This is a genomic window from Hydrogenophaga sp., from assembly GCF_022844385.1.
Classification (GTDB): domain Bacteria; phylum Pseudomonadota; class Gammaproteobacteria; order Burkholderiales; family Burkholderiaceae_C; genus Hydrogenophaga.
Window position 1 is genome coordinate 29,596 of the sequence record NZ_JALHLX010000017.1, and the last position, 16,466, is coordinate 46,061.

Annotated in this window: 14 protein-coding genes; 5 read left to right on the forward strand and 9 right to left on the reverse strand. The window is 67.5% G+C overall.

Annotated elements, in window-relative coordinates:
- Positions 1–32 precede the first annotated feature (32 nt).
- Both Q0C59_RS05695 and Q0C59_RS05700 read left to right on the forward strand, forming a co-directional pair.
- Positions 33–1,736, forward strand: a complete 1,704-nt coding sequence (locus tag Q0C59_RS05695) for an AMP-binding protein (RefSeq protein WP_291212891.1) — start codon at positions 33–35, stop codon at positions 1,734–1,736.
- A gap of 200 nt (positions 1,737–1,936) precedes the next feature.
- Positions 1,937–2,113, forward strand: a complete 177-nt coding sequence (locus tag Q0C59_RS05700) for a hypothetical protein (RefSeq protein WP_291212893.1) — start codon at positions 1,937–1,939, stop codon at positions 2,111–2,113.
- A gap of 32 nt (positions 2,114–2,145) precedes the next feature.
- On the opposite strand, the gene Q0C59_RS05705 is transcribed toward Q0C59_RS05700, so the two are convergent.
- Complete coding sequence (locus Q0C59_RS05705) at positions 2,146–2,634, reverse strand: DUF1810 domain-containing protein (RefSeq protein ID WP_322341516.1); 489 nt, start codon at positions 2,632–2,634, stop codon at positions 2,146–2,148.
- A 153-nt stretch (positions 2,635–2,787) separates the two neighbouring features.
- Here Q0C59_RS05705 and Q0C59_RS05710 point away from each other — a divergent pair, with 153 nt between their 5' ends.
- Positions 2,788–4,521 (forward strand): AMP-binding protein, encoded by a 1,734-nt coding sequence (locus Q0C59_RS05710; RefSeq protein ID WP_291212896.1) that lies wholly within the window; start codon positions 2,788–2,790, stop codon positions 4,519–4,521.
- A 185-nt stretch (positions 4,522–4,706) separates the two neighbouring features.
- The gene (locus tag Q0C59_RS05715; protein WP_291212898.1) at positions 4,707–5,858 is read left to right on the forward strand and encodes an ABC transporter substrate-binding protein; all 1,152 of its coding nucleotides are present in this window, start codon (positions 4,707–4,709) and stop codon (positions 5,856–5,858) included.
- A gap of 74 nt (positions 5,859–5,932) precedes the next feature.
- On the opposite strand, the gene Q0C59_RS05720 is transcribed toward Q0C59_RS05715, so the two are convergent.
- Positions 5,933–6,127, reverse strand: a complete 195-nt coding sequence (locus Q0C59_RS05720; protein WP_291212901.1) for a hypothetical protein — start codon at positions 6,125–6,127, stop codon at positions 5,933–5,935.
- A gap of 292 nt (positions 6,128–6,419) precedes the next feature.
- Here Q0C59_RS05720 and Q0C59_RS05725 point away from each other — a divergent pair, with 292 nt between their 5' ends.
- Positions 6,420–7,625 (forward strand): ATP-binding protein, encoded by a 1,206-nt coding sequence (locus Q0C59_RS05725; RefSeq protein ID WP_291212903.1) that lies wholly within the window; start codon positions 6,420–6,422, stop codon positions 7,623–7,625.
- Between the two features lie 9 nt (positions 7,626–7,634).
- Here the strand turns inward: Q0C59_RS05725 and Q0C59_RS05730 are convergent, their stop codons facing one another.
- From Q0C59_RS05730 to Q0C59_RS05760, 7 genes are all read right to left on the reverse strand, one after another.
- Positions 7,635–9,800, reverse strand: coding sequence for a TonB-dependent receptor domain-containing protein (locus tag Q0C59_RS05730; RefSeq protein WP_291212906.1), 2,166 nt, complete (start codon positions 9,798–9,800; stop codon positions 7,635–7,637).
- Between the two features lie 149 nt (positions 9,801–9,949).
- The gene (locus tag Q0C59_RS05735) at positions 9,950–10,342 is read right to left on the reverse strand and encodes a RidA family protein (protein ID WP_291212909.1); all 393 of its coding nucleotides are present in this window, start codon (positions 10,340–10,342) and stop codon (positions 9,950–9,952) included.
- 10 nt (positions 10,343–10,352) lie between these two features.
- Positions 10,353–12,008: an AMP-binding protein gene (locus Q0C59_RS05740; protein ID WP_291212911.1), complete on the reverse strand. Its 1,656-nt coding sequence runs from the start codon at positions 12,006–12,008 to the stop codon at positions 10,353–10,355.
- Between the two features lie 13 nt (positions 12,009–12,021).
- Positions 12,022–13,221, reverse strand: coding sequence for an acyl-CoA dehydrogenase family protein (locus tag Q0C59_RS05745; RefSeq protein WP_291212914.1), 1,200 nt, complete (start codon positions 13,219–13,221; stop codon positions 12,022–12,024).
- A 1-nt stretch (position 13,222) separates the two neighbouring features.
- Positions 13,223–14,077: an enoyl-CoA hydratase family protein gene (locus Q0C59_RS05750; RefSeq protein WP_291212917.1), complete on the reverse strand. Its 855-nt coding sequence runs from the start codon at positions 14,075–14,077 to the stop codon at positions 13,223–13,225.
- Positions 14,074–14,553, reverse strand: a complete 480-nt coding sequence (locus Q0C59_RS05755; protein WP_291212926.1) for a MarR family winged helix-turn-helix transcriptional regulator — start codon at positions 14,551–14,553, stop codon at positions 14,074–14,076. Before Q0C59_RS05755 ends, Q0C59_RS05750 begins: the two co-directional genes overlap by 4 nt.
- An 11-nt stretch (positions 14,554–14,564) precedes the next feature.
- Positions 14,565–16,466, reverse strand: a 1,902-nt coding sequence (locus Q0C59_RS05760; RefSeq protein ID WP_291212920.1) for a bifunctional salicylyl-CoA 5-hydroxylase/oxidoreductase, incomplete at its 5' end; no start/stop codon positions are given.

The window sequence follows — 16,466 nt, forward strand, 5'->3', positions numbered from 1 at the left end:
GACCGCACCCGGCCGCAACGAGGAGACCCCGCATGTCCACAGAAGCCGCATCCGTCCCGGCATACGCCCAGGGCGCCAACACCCCCGCCCTGCTCGAATGCACCATCGGCCAGGCGCTGGCGCAAACCGCCGAACGCTTTGCCGACCGGGAGGCACTGGTGGTGCCGCACCAGGGCGTGCGCTGGAGCTGGAGCGAGCTGCTGCACCGCACCGATGCGCTGGCCGCCGGCCTGCTTGCGCTCGGCTTGCAGCCCGGTGAACGCGTGGGCATCTGGGCGCCCAACTGCGCCGAGTGGACGCTGATGCAGTTCGCCACCGCGCGCGCCGGCCTGATCCTGGTCAACATCAACCCGGCCTACCGCGCCAGTGAGCTGGCCTACGCGCTCAACAAGGTGGCCTGCACCGCACTGGTGATGGCGCCTGCGCTCAAGACCAGCAACTACATCGACATCCTGCGCAGCCTGGCACCCGAACTCGACAACAGCGCGCCAGGCGAACTGCTGGCCGCGCAGCTGCCGCATCTGCGCTGGGTGGTGCGCCTGGGCGACGAGCACACACCGGGCATGCTCAATTTCAACGACGTGCCGGTGTGGGCCGGACCCGAGCACCTGAGCCAGCTCGCCAACATCGGCCCCACGCTCTCGGCCAGCGACCCGATCAACATCCAGTTCACCTCGGGCACCACCGGCTTCCCCAAGGGCGCCACGCTCACGCACCGCAACATCCTCAACAACGGCTACTTCGTAGGCGAAGCGATCCGCCTCACCCCCGAAGACCGTTTGTGCATCCCCGTGCCGCTGTACCACTGCTTCGGCATGGTCATGGGCAACCTGGCCTGCCTCACCCACGGCTGCACCATGGTGTATCCGTCGGAAGCGTTCGACCCGGCCGCCGTGCTGCAGACGGTGCAGGCCGAGCGCTGCACTTCGCTCTACGGTGTGCCCACCATGTTCATCGCGGTGCTCGACCATCCGCAGTTCGCCGCCACCAACCTGGGCAGCCTGCGCACCGGCATCATGGCGGGCTCGCCGTGCCCGATCGAGGTGATGAAACGCGTGGCCACCACCATGAACATGCGCGAGGTGACCATTGCCTACGGCATGACCGAAACCTCTCCCGTGTCCACTCAAAGCGCGGTGGACGACCCGCTGGAACGCCGCGTGTCCACCGTGGGCCGGGTGCAGCCGCACCTGGAGGTGCAGATCGTGGACGCCGACGGCCAGCGTGTGGCGCGTGGCGTGGTGGGTGAACTCTGCACGCGCGGGTATTCGGTGATGCAGGGGTACTGGGCCGACCGCGACAAGACGCAGGAAGCCATCGACGCCGAGGGATGGATGCACACCGGCGACCTCGCCACCATGGACGCCGAGGGCTATGTGAACATCGTCGGGCGCTTGAAGGACATGGTGATCCGTGGGGGCGAGAACGTGTACCCGCGCGAGATCGAGGAGTTCTACTACGGCCACCCGAAGGTGCAGGACGTGCAGGTGGTCGGCGTTCCCGATGTGCGCTATGGCGAGGTGCTGTGCGCTTGCGTGGTGCTCAAACCCGGGCAAAGCGCCAACGCCGAAGAGTTGCAGGCGTTTGCGCAGGGGCAGATCGCGCACTACAAGGTGCCGCGCTACATCGAGTTTGTGGAGTCCTTTCCCATGACCATCACCGGCAAGATCCAGAAGTTCGTGTTGCGCCGGGCCATGGTGGAGAAGCTGGGGCTGCAGGAGATAGCCACCGCGTGAGCGGCGTTCTGCGCGGGTTGTGTGATCCATTGCCCAAGGCGCCCCACAAAAGGGGGAGTTGCGGGCGGCGTGAGTTGCCTTGTGTGACAAACACCCGCCGCGAGCGACCATGACCTTGAATGCCGCCCCCTTGTTGACCCGTTCGGCGCTGCGCCGATGATCCGGCTGGCCCAGGCCTCACCCTCGTCACCGGCTGCGAAGTGGAGCGCAAATGGCTGCTCTACATCTACAGCGCCAACGACAAAAACCACCGGCGTTTCGACGAGCACATCGGTTGGTTTCTCGGCAGCCAGGGTGGCGAACCCCTGAGCGAGGCCGACCAGCGCGTGATCTGGTCCGCCATCCTGCTGCAGGTCTTGCCGGGCGGAACACGCTGACCGCTTTGTTCACCGGCTGAGAGGCCGGGGCTTCAGCGCATCGGCCAGAGCGCCGCCGCCGACAGGCTCTGTTGCGGCGCGCCTGCGGGTCGGGTGGTGGCGCGGGTGGTGAGGCCACACAGGCGCAGGGTCTCCGGATCCTTGGAGCCGTTGAAGAAAGCCTGCAGCGCCAGGCGGAACACCAGTTCCTGGGGCGCCGCTTCGCTGAACAGCGTCATGCAGGAGAAAAACTTCAGGTCGTCGGGCACGCCCAGGATCTGGCTGGCCGACTGCTGGGTGTGGCGCAACACGGCGGTGGTGCACTCGTGCAGGCGGCGCCCGAGCACGGGGTGCTTCTGGTAAGCGCGGGCTTCGTCCAGGCATTCGATGCCGTAGAACTGTGCCTTCTGGCTGCTGCCCAGTCCGCGGTGCTGCGGAAAGACGAACCAGATCCAGTGGCTTTGTTTGCGCCCGGCCTTGAGCTCTTCCAGCGCCTGTTCATAGAGCGGTTCCTGGGCGTCGAGAAATCGTTGGAGGTTCATGGCGGTGCTCGGCTGCGGCGAAGCGTGAAAACTATCACGCAGTGCGCGCCAAGGGCACCACATGTGGGGGATGCTGCGGTGCAAGGTGATGGGCCGAGGCAAGCGGCTAGGATGACTTCTCGCGCCCTGACACAACAACATGGAAGAGACAACATGCCCAGCGACACCACTGCCCCGAATCCATCCGCCACCCAGGCCTTTCTCGCCGCGCGCGACCAGTTGCTGAGCCTGCGCGGCGATCCGGCGGCGGCCAGCGCGCAGTTCCGCTGGCCGCAGCTCACCGGGTTCAACTGGGCGCTGGACCATTTCGACGCCATGGCGCGTGGCAATGACGCCACCGCCTTGTGGATCGTGGACGCGGACGGCACCGAAGAGCGTTTTTCGTTTGCGCAACTCTCGGCGCGTTCCAGCCAGGTGGCCAATTTCCTGCGTGCGCAGGGCGTGCAGCGCGGTGACCGCGTGCTCATGGTGCTGGGCAACGAGCCAGCGCTGTGGGCCACCATGCTGGCAGCGATCAAGCTGGGCGCGGTGCTGATCCCGGCCACGTCGCTGCTCACGCCGGACGACTTGCACGACCGCATCGAACGCGGCGCGGTGAAACACGTCGTGGTGGGCGCTGTGCAGGTGCCCAAATTCGAGGCCATCAGCGGTGCGTTCTCGCGCATTTGTGTCGGCGCTGCCCAGCCGGGCTGGGTGAACTTTGACGACTCGCGCAAGTACCCGCTCGACTTCGACCCGCAGGGCAACACGCTCGCCACCGACCCGATGCTGCTGTACTTCACTTCGGGCACCACCTCGCAGCCCAAGCTGGTGCTGCACACGCACCAGAGTTACCCGGTGGGCCACCTCTCCACCATGTACTGGCTCGGGCTGCGCCCGGGCGATGTGCACCTGAACATCTCCTCGCCCGGCTGGGCCAAACACGCCTGGAGCTGTTTCTTTGCGCCGTGGAACGCGGGCGCCTGCGTCTTCATCCACAACACGCCAAGGTTCAGCGCGCAAGGCCTGCTGGCCGTGCTGGAGCGCTGCCGTGTGACCAGCCTGTGCGCGCCGCCCACGGTGTGGCGCATGTTGATCCAGGAAGACCTGGCCGCGTGGCAGGGGCGGCTGGCGCTGCGCGAGGTGATCGGTGCGGGTGAGCCGCTGAACCCGGAAATCATCGAGCAGATCCGCAAGGCCTGGGGGCTCACGCTGCGCGATGGCTACGGCCAGACCGAGACCACTGCGCAGGTGGGCAACGCGCCGGGCCTGCCCTTGAAGCCCGGCTCCATGGGTCTGCCGCTGCCCGGCTACAAGATCACGCTGCTCGACGCCGACGGCCACGAGGCCGACGAGGGCGAGGTCTGCATCGACCTGCGCGAACGCCCGCTGGGCTTGATGGTGGGCTACCTCGACGCGCCTGAGAAAAACGCGGAAGTGATGCGCGGCGGCCACTACCACACGGGTGACACGGCCGCGCGCGACGCCGACGGCTACCTCACCTTCGTGGGTCGGGCCGACGACGTGTTCAAGGCCTCGGGCTACCGCATCAGTCCGTTTGAACTGGAGAGCGCGCTGATCGAGCACGAGGCGGTGGTGGAGGTGGCGGTGGTGCCGTGCCCGGACCCGGTGCGCACCGCGGTGCCCAAGGCCTACCTGCTGCTCGCACCCGGCTTCACGCCCGGCCCGGCGCTGGCCGAAGCCATCTTTGCCTTCGCGCGCCAGCAGCTCGCGCCCTACAAACGGGTGCGCCGCATCGAGTTCGTGAGCGAGCTGCCCAAGACCATCTCGGGCAAGATCCGCCGCGTGCAGCTGCGCGCGCAAGAGGTGGAGCGTCAGGTGGCCGGTTCTCGCGGGGCGGGCGAGTTTCTGGAGAGCGATTTCCCGAACCTGAGGCTGGACGACTGAGGATCGGGCATTGCGGTGGTGCGGGGGGCGGCACAGCCCGATGAGCGGTTGACTGGGTGGACCAACTGCGCTGGCGTACCGTACCCGGGTGGGTAGCATCAAGAGATACAAAATCTTGCAATGCCCATGGGGGTGCGGTGCGCGCAGCGCTTGCCTCCCCTTGCCCCTTCCGGAGCCAACCACCCATGAAATCCCCCACCGCTTCCGGCATCTCGCGCCGCCGTTTCAGTGGCCTCGTTGCCGGTGTGGCCGCACTCGGCGCGCCCAGCCTGCGCGCGCAGTCGGGCAACCGCATCGTGCTGGGCCAGTCGGCCGCGTTCACAGGTGCCGCGGCGCAGCTGGGCATCCAGTTCCACGCAGGCGCCAAGCTGTTTTTTGACCAGCTCAATGGTCAGGGCGGCGTGAACAACCAGCGCATCGAGATCCTGCAGCTCGACGACGGCTACGAGCCCGACCGCTGCGCCGAGAACACCAGCAAGCTGATCTCGGCCGACGTGTTTGCCCTGTTCGGCTACATCGGCACGCCCACCAGCGTGGCCGCGCTGCCGCTGGCCTTCAAGGCCGACATGCCGTTTTTCGCACCCTTCACCGGTGCCATGGGCCTGCGCCAGCCGTTCAACCGGCTCGCCTTCCACCTGCGTGCGTCTTACAACGACGAGACGGAACTCATCGTGCGCCAGCTCACCAACCTGGGGCTGAAGAAGATCGCTGTGTTTCACCAGAACGACGCCTACGGCAAGGCCGGTCTCGACGGCACGGTACTGGCGCTCAAATCGCGCAACCTGGAGCCGGTGGCCACGGCCACGGTGGAGCGCAATTCGGTCGACGTGGCACAGGCGGTGGAGAAGATCAACGCAGCCAAGCCCGACGCCGTCGTGCAGATCAGCGCCTACAAATCGTGCGCGGCCTACATCCGCGCGGCCAAGGCGGCGGGTTACGGCGGCACGTTCTACAACGTGTCCTTTGTGGGCACGCAGGCGCTGGCCGACGAGCTGGGCAAGGACGGCGCCGGTGTGGTGGTGTCACAGGTCATGCCCACGCCCTACACGGCCTCCAAGCCGATCTCGCGGGAGTTTCAGGAAGCCATCGGCAAGGGCGGCAACAAGGTGCAGGCCAACTTCTCCAGCATGGAAGGTTTTCTGGCTGCGAAGCTGTTCACCGAAGGCCTGCGCCGCTCGGGCTCGCGCATCACGCGCGACGGCCTGATCAGTGGGCTGGAGTCGATCGGCACCATGTCCATGGGCGGCTATTCTGTGTCGCTGAGCCCGACCAACCACGTGGCTTCCCGCTACGCCGAGCTGTCCATGCTCACGGGCGACGGTCGCGTGCGCACCTGAAGTTCAGCGCTCCATGAAAAACGCCAGCAACACGCTGGCGTTTTTTTGTTGGGGCCGGCCAAGCCGGTGGGCGATCAGCCCTGCTGGCAAAGCGCCTGCGGGCGCTCCCAGCCGCTGCCGTTGCGAGGCCACTCGACCAGCACGCCTTCGGCGGTCTGGGCCACGACCCGGCCGTCGGTGCGGTCCAGGCTGCCTTGGTGCAGGCGGTTGACACGAACGCCCACCGGGAAACGGGGCGTCTGGAAACAACTTTGGAAAAACTTCAACATAGGGGACTCACTAGGGTTAACCCGTATTTTAAGTGTTGAGCCTATGAATCCGGTGATTCATCAGAATCACTAATGAGGCATCAGACGGGGATGCCCATGCCGTCGGGCCTGGCTGCCCCTGCCGACCGCCACGGGGTCTCTCCGGGCCCGGCGGCTGCGCATGGCCAAAAAGTGGAACCGGCTGGCCAACTTTTGGTCGATACTGAAATCCAAAACCCCGCCTGCTGGCCGTGCACAGTCGTCACGGCGGGGCGCTGATCGCCTTTCCTGCATTCCACCCGAGCGAGACGCCATGGACAACAAGCCGGCTTCACCTGATCTCCACACGGGCCCCGGCGCGCCCTATGACCAGGCGCCTTGCGGGCTGGTCTGCATCGACGCAGAGCAGCGCGTGGTCCATATCAACCGCACGCTGATCCAGTGGCTCGGACTCGACCCCACCCGGTTCGCGCAGGGTCGACCGGCCAGCAGCACCGACTTCCTGAGCCTCGTGGGTCTGGTTGACGCGCATTCGCGCGCGCTGCTGGGTTCGCACCTGGCATTGCTCGCACGCGGCGGACCGGGCTCCACGCTGGAGCTGGACGTGGCGGGACCGCAAGGCAAGGTGTTCCGGTGCGAGTTCGGCATGGAGCCAGTGCTGGGCGATGGTGGCCGGTTTCTGGGCGCCAGCGCGGTGGTGCTTGACGCCACCGAACGCAGCCGCTCCGAGCAGCAGGTGGCCGAACTCAAACGGGAGCTGGAGCAGCGGGTGACCCGGCGCACCAACCAGCTGGTGGCCGCCAACCGGGACATCGATGTGTTCTCGCACAGCGTCTCGCACGACCTGCGTGCGCCCCTGCGCCACATCTCCAGCTTTGTGTCGCTGGCGCAGGAGCGCATCGGGCCCAACGGCGACAGCCAGTTGCTGCAGTACCAGGCGTCGATCGCCAAGTCCGGCAAGCGCATGAGCTTGATGATTGAAGGTCTGCTGGAGTACGCGCGCATGGGACGTGTGTCGCTGGCGCGCCAGCAGGTGCCGTTGAGTCCGCTGGTGCAGGGCGTGGTGCGGCACCTGCAGGCCGAGAACCCGGCGCGTTCGATCGAGTGGGTGATCGACGACGACCTGCCCCAGGTGCGGGGTGACGCGATCCTGCTGGCCGAGATGCTGCGCAACCTGCTGCAGAACGCGGTGAACTTCAGCCGCACCCGGACGCCGGCCCGCATCGAGGTGGGCCAGTGGACCGACAGCTCCGGTGAACGTGTGGTCTTTGTGCGCGACAACGGCGTGGGCTTTGACCTGGAGCACGCGCCCAACCTGTTTGCGCTGTTCCAGCGCCAGCACCACTCCATGGATTACGAGGGCATCGGCACCGGCCTGGCACTGGCGCAACGCATCGTGGAGCGGCACGGCGGGCACATCTGGTGCGAGGCCGCGTCGAGCGCCGGCTGCACCTTCGCCATCAGCCTGCCCGCGCAGGTGATCGACCCCGAGAGCGAGTTCGGCCGGTTGCCCTCCTGAGGGCTGCGCTCAGAAGCGCCGGGTGAGCTCGATGCCGGCCGACAGCGAGCGGCCCAGACCGGGTTCAAAGAAGCGGCTGTTGCCATCGTTGACGATCACCGAGCCTGCGTGCTTCTTGTCGGTGAGGTTGTCGATGCGAACGAACTCGCGCCAGGTCCAGGCGCCGGTGGTTTGTTCGAAGCGGGCGCCGATGCTGAACAGCGTGTGGCCGGCGGCCGCGTCGCTGTTGAGGTCGTTGACGAACACGCGGCCGGTGTGGCGAGCATCCACGGTGAACACGCCACCCACGCGCGAGGCGAAAGCCGGGCTCCAGGCCAGCTGGGCAAACAGCTGTTGTTCGGGCAGTCCCGGCATGCGGTTGCCGGCGGGGATGCTGGCGGTGCCGCTGCCATAGCGCGCACGCAGGTAGGTGTAGGCACTGCTCACGGTGACGTTGCCCACGCCGTATTCGGCCGAGAGCTCCAGGCCTTGCCGTGTCGTGCTGCCGCCATTGGTGAAGCTTGCGCGCCCATCGACCGTGCCGGCCGACACGATTTCGTCGCGCGTGCGGATGTCGAACACGGTGGCGTTCCACAGGCCTGCTGCGTTGCGCCCGCGCAGGCCCACTTCGGCGCTGGTGCTGCGCGAGGCGTTGAGCGCGGTGTTGAGGCCGGCCGCTCCCCCGACGCTGTAGGCCGCTTCGTTGAGGGTGGGTGTTTCCAGACCGCGGCCCACCGAGGCAAACGCCTGCAGCTGCGGCCAGAGCTGCCAGCGCGCGCCCACCACCGGCAGGTAACCGCTGAAGCGCACGCCACCGCTCTGGTCGCCGTTGGACAGGAACGCGTCCGAGGAAACGTAGCGCGCGTTCACGTGGCGCAGGCCACCTTCGAACGTCCAGGCTTGCCGCTGCCACGAAGCGCGCACATAGGGGTCGAGCGTGGTGGCGCGGTTGGTCTCGTCGCGTCGCAGGGTGCCCAGCACACCCAGCGTGCGGTTGGGGGGAGTCCCGACGAAGTTCTCGTAGCCACGGCGCAGGTCGGTTTGCCGGTCGCCGGCCAGGCCCGCGCTCAGGTCGAGTTCTCCGCCCTGCCACTCGCGTTGCAGGCGCCAGCGCGCGTTGAAGCCCCAGTAGTCACGGTCGAGGTCGATCACGCCGCCCGAGCTGCCCGCCACACCGATCTGGTTGACCGGCGGGATCGACTGGAACTGGATCACCCGGCGCTGACCGGCATACCCCATGAGCTCCACCTTGTGCCCGTTGCCCAGCGCCTGGTCCCAGGCCAGGCCGGCCTGCGTTTGCGAGACCGATTTGCGGGTGTTGTACTGAAGTGGCTGGATGGCGGTCTGCTCGGGGTCGGTATCCCACTGCGTGCGGCTCAAGCCTTGTGGGTCGAGCGCGAAGGCACTCTGGCGGTTGAAGACCAGCGTGGTGCGCCCGCCCTCGTGTGCACGCGAGAGCCTGGCGTTGGCCGTGCTGCGATGCGCAGCCGACTGCGGGCGTGCACCGTCGGTGGCGAACTTGCCCACGTCCAGCGCGTACGACCAGCCCGGGGTTTCGGCCGTGCCGGTCTGACCGGTGGCCTGGGTCGAGAAGCGCCACAGGCCGTTGGCCCCCGCCGCCACACCCGCGCGCAGCTCGCCCGGGCGGCCGCCGTCTTCGGTGTAGAGCAGGATGGCACCGCCGCTGGAGGCGCCGTAGAGCGCCGAGAACGGCCCACGAACAACCTCGATGCGATCCGCGCTGCCCAGCGGAAAGTTGGCCGCCTGGCCCGAGCCGTCCGGCGCGCTGGCCGGAATGCCGTCCACAAACAGCCGCACGCCGCGCACGCCAAAGGTGGAGCGTGCGCCAAAGCCGCGGATGGAGACTTGCAGGTCTTGCGCGTAATTTTCGCGGTTGCGGATGACCAGGCCCGGCACGCGCGCCAGGCCTTCCGAGAGGTTGATCTGCAGCTGGCCGCTGCGCAGTTCGCTGCCATCGACCACGTCCACCGTGGCGCTGCCGCGCCAGCGCTGGTCGGCCGAGCCGCTGCCGGTGATGACCACCGGCGCGAGCGCACCGCCTTCGGGTTCGGGCACCTCGGGAGGAGTCTGCGCCTGGGCCAGGGAGGCCATCAGCAGGGTGACGCCGATGGCAATGCACGTTGGATGGTCGAGGTGGTTCAGGTGTCGGGAAAGGGCGGGGGCGGAAGACTTCATCGGTATGGAACGGTCGGCGGGCGGAATGGCCTGTGCTGCTGGGCCACGAACTGGCCCGGGAGCTTCACCGGCATTTTCGGGCCACGGTGCCGTCTTGCAGTCAACCGCAGGACACAAAGGCTCAGGGGTATTCCCGTAGCCGGCTTGCTTCAGTCCGGCACCACCGCCGTCACTTCGATCTCCACCTTCGCCCGCTCCTCCACGAGCGCGCTCACCTCCACACAGGTCATGGCCGGAAAGTTCTTGCCCATCACCTCGCGGTAGGCCTCACCGAGTTCGCGCAGGCGGCTGTTGTATTCCACGCGGTCGGTGATGTACCAGGTCATGCGCACCATGTGCTGAGGTCCGGCATCGGCGCAGGCCAGCACGTCGCGGATGTTGAGCAGCGCCTGGCGCGTCTGTGCAATGAAGTCGTCGCTCTCGAAGGTCTGGCTGGCGTTCCAGCCGATCTGGCCGCCCACGAACACGTGGGTGCCGCGCACAGCGATGCCGTTGGCGTAGCCCTTGGGGGTGGCCCAGCCGGGCGGTTGCAGGTGTTTCATCTCGGTTGTCTCAGTGTTGTTGGGTGGCTTGCTGTCTCAACGCAAAACGTTGCAGCTTGCCGGTTTCGGTGCGCGGGAGTTGGGCCAGAAAGACCACCTCGCGCGGGTACTTGTACGGAGCCAGGCTGTGCTTCACATGGTCCTGCAGCGCCTTCACCTGCGCGGCATCGGCCGCGTGGCCCGGCTTGAGCACCACGAAGGCCTGCACGATCTGCCCACGCTCGTCGTCGGGCTTGCCCACCACACCGCATTCGGCCACGGCAGGGTGTTCCAGCAGCGCGGCTTCGACCTCGGGACCGGCCACGTTGTAGCCGGCGGTGATGATCATGTCGTCGGTGCGCGCCTGGTAGAAGAAGTAGCCGTCGGCATCCATGCGGAAGGCGTCACCGGGGTGGTTCCAGCCACCCTTGACGTAGTGGGTCTGGCGCTCGTCGTCGAGGTAGCGGCAACCGGTCGGGCCGATCACCGCGAGTTTGCCCACTTCGCCGATCGGCAGTGGCTCGCCGGCATCGTTCACCACCCGCGCCTGATAGCCCGGCACCACCTGGCCGATGGCGCCGCGGCGAACGGATTCGGGCGGCGACGAGATGAAGATGTGGAACATCTCGGTGGCACCAATGCCGTCCAACATCTCCAGTCCGGTGGCTGCTTTCCAGAGCTGGCGCGTGGCGTCGGGCAGGCCTTCGCCCGCGCTCACGCTGATGCGCAACTTCCCGATGCCGTGGGTTTTGGCGAACGGCGCCATCTGGCGGTAGAAGGTGGGCGCGGTGTAGCAAATGGTGGCGCCCACGCGGGCCATGAGCTGCACCATGCCCTCGGGCGTGTAGGGCACGGACGGGAAATAGACCGAGGCGCCGGCCCACATGGGAAACACCAGCAGGCCGCCGAGGCCGAAGGTGAAGGCCAACGGCGGCGATCCCATGACGATGTCGTCCGGCGTGGCGCGCAGCACGTGGCGCGGCCAGGTCTCGCAGGCAGCCAACACGTCGCGGTGGGTGTGCACCGCCGCCTTGGGCGTGCCGGTGGTGCCCGAGGTGAAGGCGAGCAGGGCGATGTCGGTGGCGGCCGTGGGGCAGGGCACGCTGTGCACGCACTGGCGAGCTGCCATGGCCTCCAGCGAGTGCGGGGGGGCGGCTTCACCGGTGTTGAACACCAGCATCGCCACGCCGGCGGTGGATGGGTCGGCAGTGAGTGCGGCCTTGAGTTCGTCCTGCAGTTTCACGTCGCACAGCGCCAGCACGGGCTGCGCCTTCTTGAGGATGGCGCCGAGCTCCCTGGCGCGCAGCAGCGGCATGGTGGCCACGGCAATCAAACCTGCCTGCACCGTGGCCAGCCAGGCCAGCGCCATGGCCACCGAGTTGCCGCCGCGCAGCAGCACACGGTTGCCGGGCACGAGGCCCAGCTCCACGGTGAAGACATTGGCGATGCGGTTGACCTCGGTTTGCGCCTGCGCGTAGCTCAGTGTGCGTTCGTCGCTGCGAAACAGGGGGCGATCGGCGTGGCCGGCGGCCATGGCCCGCTCGAACAGCGCCTGCACCGCATTCACCTGTGCGGGCAGTTGCAGTTCGGGCCGATCAAAGCGCAGCTCGGGCCAATGCCCGGGCGGCGGCAGGTGGTCGTGCACGAAGTGGTCGGCTTGCGCGCTGGGGATGAGGCGTGTGGGCATGGCGGTGGTGTGTTCAGGCGCGCAATGCGGCTTTGCCCAGGATGAGCAGTTGCACTTCGCTCGCACCTTCGTAGATGCGCAGCGAGCGGATGTCGCGGTAGAGGCTCTCCACCTTCTGGCCCACCTGCACGCCGCGCCCGCCGAACATCTGCAGCGCCATGTCGATCACGCGCTGCGCGTTTTCGGTGGCGGTGAGCTTGGCAGCGGCGGCGGCCGTGGTGTAGGCCGGGGTGCCCATGCCTTGTGTGGTGCTGCAGTCGCGTTGCCAGGCTGCGCGGTAGGTGAGCAGGGCGGCGGCGTCGATGAGCGCGCTCATTTCCCCCAGGCGCGCCTGCGTGAGCTGGAAGTCGGCGAGCGTCTGGCCGAACATCTTGCGGTGCTTCGCCTGCGCCACCGCCTCGGCCAACGCGCGGCGAGCCATGCCGAGTGCGGCGGCAGCCACCGAGGCGCGGAAGATGTCCAGCGTCTGCATCGCCAGCTTGAAGCCGCCGTGCAGCGAGCCGACGATGGCGTCGGCGCCGAGCGCGCAGTCGGCAAACCGCAGTGTGGCCAGCGGGTGCGGCGCCATCACGTGGATGTGCTGGCTGCTGTCCAGTCCGGGGTGCCCGGCGTCGACGATGAAGGCGCTGATGCCGCGCGCACCGGCCAGCGGATCGGTCTTGGCGAACACCACGTAGAAGTCGGCCAGGTCGCCGTTGCTTATCCAGGTCTTGGTGCCGTTGAGCAGCCAGCCGCTGGTGGTCTGCACAGCTTGTGTGGCCATGGCGGCCACGTCGGAGCCGGCGTCGGGTTCGCTGAGTGCGAAGGCCGCAATTTTCTGGCCGCTGGCCACGGCGCTCAGGTACTTGGCTTGTTGCGCGGGTGTGCCGGCGAGCGTGATCACGCCGCTGCCCAGGCCCTGCATGGCGAACGCGAAATCGGCCAGGGGCGAGTGGAAGGCGAGCGTCTCGCGCAGGATCACCAGCGAACGCGAATCGAGTGCGGGCAACTCGCCGCCGTGCGCCGCAGGCACGCAGTAGCGCAGCCAGCCGTCGCGCCCAAGGCGCGCCACCCAGTCCTTGCACGCAGCGCGGTCGTCGCTCTCGTTCACGTCTTGCAGCGCGGCCCAATCGGCCAGGCGCGGCGCCATGGCGCGGTGGTGTGCGTCGAAGAAGGGCAGTTCCCACTGCGATTGCGGTGGGTGCATGCCGTGCGGGTGTTCGAAGGCGACCATCTCAATCGCCTTGGAATTGAGGGCGCTGTTTGGCCGCGAAGGCTTCGTACGCACGCCTGAAATCCTGCGTCTGCATGCAGATCGCCTGCGCCTGCGCCTCGGCCTCGATCGCCTGGTCCAGCGTCATGGCCCATTCCTGGTGCAGCATGGTCTTGGTCATGCCGTGCGCGAAAGTGGGGCCTTGGGCGAGTTGGGCGGCGAGCTTGTGCGCGGCGGGCAGCAGCGCGGCGGTTTCGTGCAGCGCGTTGAAGAAGCCCCAGGCGTGGCCCTCGGTTGCGGTCATGGCGCGGCCGGTGAACAGCAGTTCACTCGCGCGGCCCTGGCCGATCATGCGCGGCAGCAGCGCGCAGGCGCCCATGTCGGCACCGGCGAGGCCCACGCGGGTGAAGAGGAAGGCCACGGTGGCTTGTGGCGTGCCCAGGCGCAGGTCCGAGGCCAAAGCCATCATGGCGCCGGCACCAGCGCACACGCCGTCGAGCGCGGCCACGATGGGTTGCGGACAGGCGCGCATGGCGCTCACCAGTGCACCGGTCATGCGGGTGAAGGCCAGCAGCTCGGGCATGGTCATCTTCGTGAGCGGGCCGATGATCTCGTGCACGTCACCGCCGGAGCAGAAGTTGTCGCCCGCGCCGGTCAGCACCACGGCCTTGATGTCGGTGCTCTTCTGCAGGGCGAGGAACCATTGGCTCAGCTCGGCGTAGGAGTCGAAGGTCAGCGGGTTCTTGCGCTCGGGGCGGTTGAGCGTGACGGTGGCCACGCCATCGTTCACGCTGAGCGCGAAGTGGCTGGGGCGTGCATCGGCCATGGCGGTGTACTGGCCGCGCATGGGGTTGTGGTCGGGGATGGGGTGTTTCATTCTTCGATGCGCTGGTTGATGTCGAGTTGATGGGCCTTCACCTTGCCCAGCAGCTTGTGCAGGCTCTCCAGATCGCGCGGGCTCAGGCCTTCGAAGGCGTCGACGATCCACTGTTCGTGCTGGCGTGCCATCTCGGTGAAGGTGGTACGCCCGTGGTCGGTGAGGGCCACGCGAAACGCGCGGCGGTCGCCGTCCACGTCGAGCCGCTCCACCAGGCCTTCGTTCACCAACTGGTCGGTGATGCCGGTGACATTGCCGCCGGTGACCATGAGCCGGTGCGAAAGCTCCTTCATCTTCAGACCCGCTGGGTGGCGTTCGAGCTGGGCCATGAGGTCAAAGCGCGGCAGCGTGGTGTCGAACTGTTCACGCAAGCCGACCCGCACGCGTTTTTCGATCAGCTGCGAGCAGGTCAGCAGCCGCAGCCACAGGCGCAACTCGTGAGCGTGTTCGCTGTGGGCCCTTGCCTCCAGATCCAGTGGTGAATCGTTCATGGCTTGTCGCTGTTGTTGAGGGTTTGCAGGCGGGCGGTTTCCCGGTAGAGCTGGTCGCGCCCGCTCTCATATTGGCGGGGCCATTGCAAGGCGCGGGTCTGCAGCTTGGCGGCTTCGTGCAGCGTCCAGGCCGGGTCGGCCAGGTGAGGGCGGGCCACGGCGCAGAGGTCGGCGCGCCCTGCGGCGATGATGCTGTTGGCGTGGTCGGCTTCACTGATCGCGCCCACCGCCATGGTCAGGATGCCGGCCTCGTTGCGCACGCGGTCGGCGAACGGCGTCTGGTACATGCGGCCGTAGACAGGTTTGGCCGCACGCGTGGTCTGACCCGAGGACACGTCGATCACGTCGCAGCCGGCCGCCTTGAACAGCCGTGCGATGGCCACCGCGTCGTCGGGCGTGTTGCCGCCAGGCGCCCAGTCGTGCGCGGAGATGCGCACGCTCATGGGCCGGTCGTCCGGCCACGCGGCGCGCATGGCGGCGAACACCTCCAGTGGGTAGCGGCAGCGGTTTTCGAGCGAGCCACCGTACTCGTCGGTGCGCAGGTTGGTCAACGGGCAGATGAACGCCGAGAGCAGGTAGCCGTGGGCCGCGTGCAGTTCGAGCCAGTCGAAGCCGGCGGCGGCAGCGCGTTGCGTTGAGTCCACGAAGGCGGCGGTGAGCGCGTCCATGTCGGCGCGCGTCATCGCACGCGGCACCTGGTTCTGCTCGCCATAGGGCACGGCGCTCGCCGAGATCACGGGCCAGTTGCCGCTCTCCAGCGGTTCGTCGATGCGTTCCCAGCCGAGCTGCGTGGAACCCTTGGGCCCGCTGTGGCCGAGCTGGATGCCGATGTGGGCGTGGCTGCCGTGCGTGAAGTGCACGATGCGTTCGAACGCGGCTTGCTGCACATCGTTCCACAGGCCGGGGCAACCGGGTGTGATCCGGCCTTCGGGTGTGGGGCTGGTCATCTCCACCATCACCAGCGCAGCACCGCCGAGCGCGCGCGCGCCCAGGTGAACCAGGTGGTAGTCGCCCACTGCGCCGTCCACCGCGCTGTACTGCGCCATGGGCGAGACGACGATGCGGTTCTTCAGCGTGAGGCCGCGCACGGTGAGCGGCAGCAGCATGGGCGGCGTGGGGTGTGAGCCCCCACGCTCCGCCGCTGCGCGGGTCGCTGCCCCCCGAGGGGGCTGATCCGGCTTGGGGCGGCCCGGCGCCGGATCGGCTTGCGCTTCAAGCCACGACTCATAGCCTTCGAGCCAGGCGGGATCGCGCAGGCGCAGGTTCTCATGACTGATGCGCTGGCTGCGCGTGAGCAGCGAGTAGGCGAACTGCTCCACCTCCATGCCCGTGTAGCGGTCCACGTTCTCGAACCACTCGGTGGAGTTGCGCGCGGCGTTCTGGATCTTGAGCACCTCCACGCTGCGCCGCGACTCGTAGCCCTGCAGCACCTCGGCCATGTCGGCGTTCGCGTGCCGGGTGAACTCGTTGGCGAGATCGATCGCATCTTCGAGCGCGAGCTTGGTGCCGCTGCCGATGGAGAAGTGCGCGGTGTGGGCCGCATCGCCCATGAGCACCACGGGTATCTGTCGACCAGCAACATCAATCTGGTGCACCCAGGTCTTGCAGATCACGCGCGGGAAACGGATCCAGTTCGCCGAGCCGCGCAGGTGCTGCGCATTGCTGATGAGCGCATGGCCTTCCAGCCGGTCGGCGAACAGCTTCTCGCAGAAGGCCACGCCCTCGGCCTGCTCCATCTGGTCGATGCCGTGCGCCTTCCAGACCGCTTCGGGCGTTTCTACGATGAAGGTCGAGGTCTCGCCGTCGAACTTGTAGGCGTGCGCCTGGAACCAGCCGTGTTCGGTCTGCACAAAATCGAAGGTGAAGGCGTCAAACGTCTTTTTGGTGCCGAGCCAGAC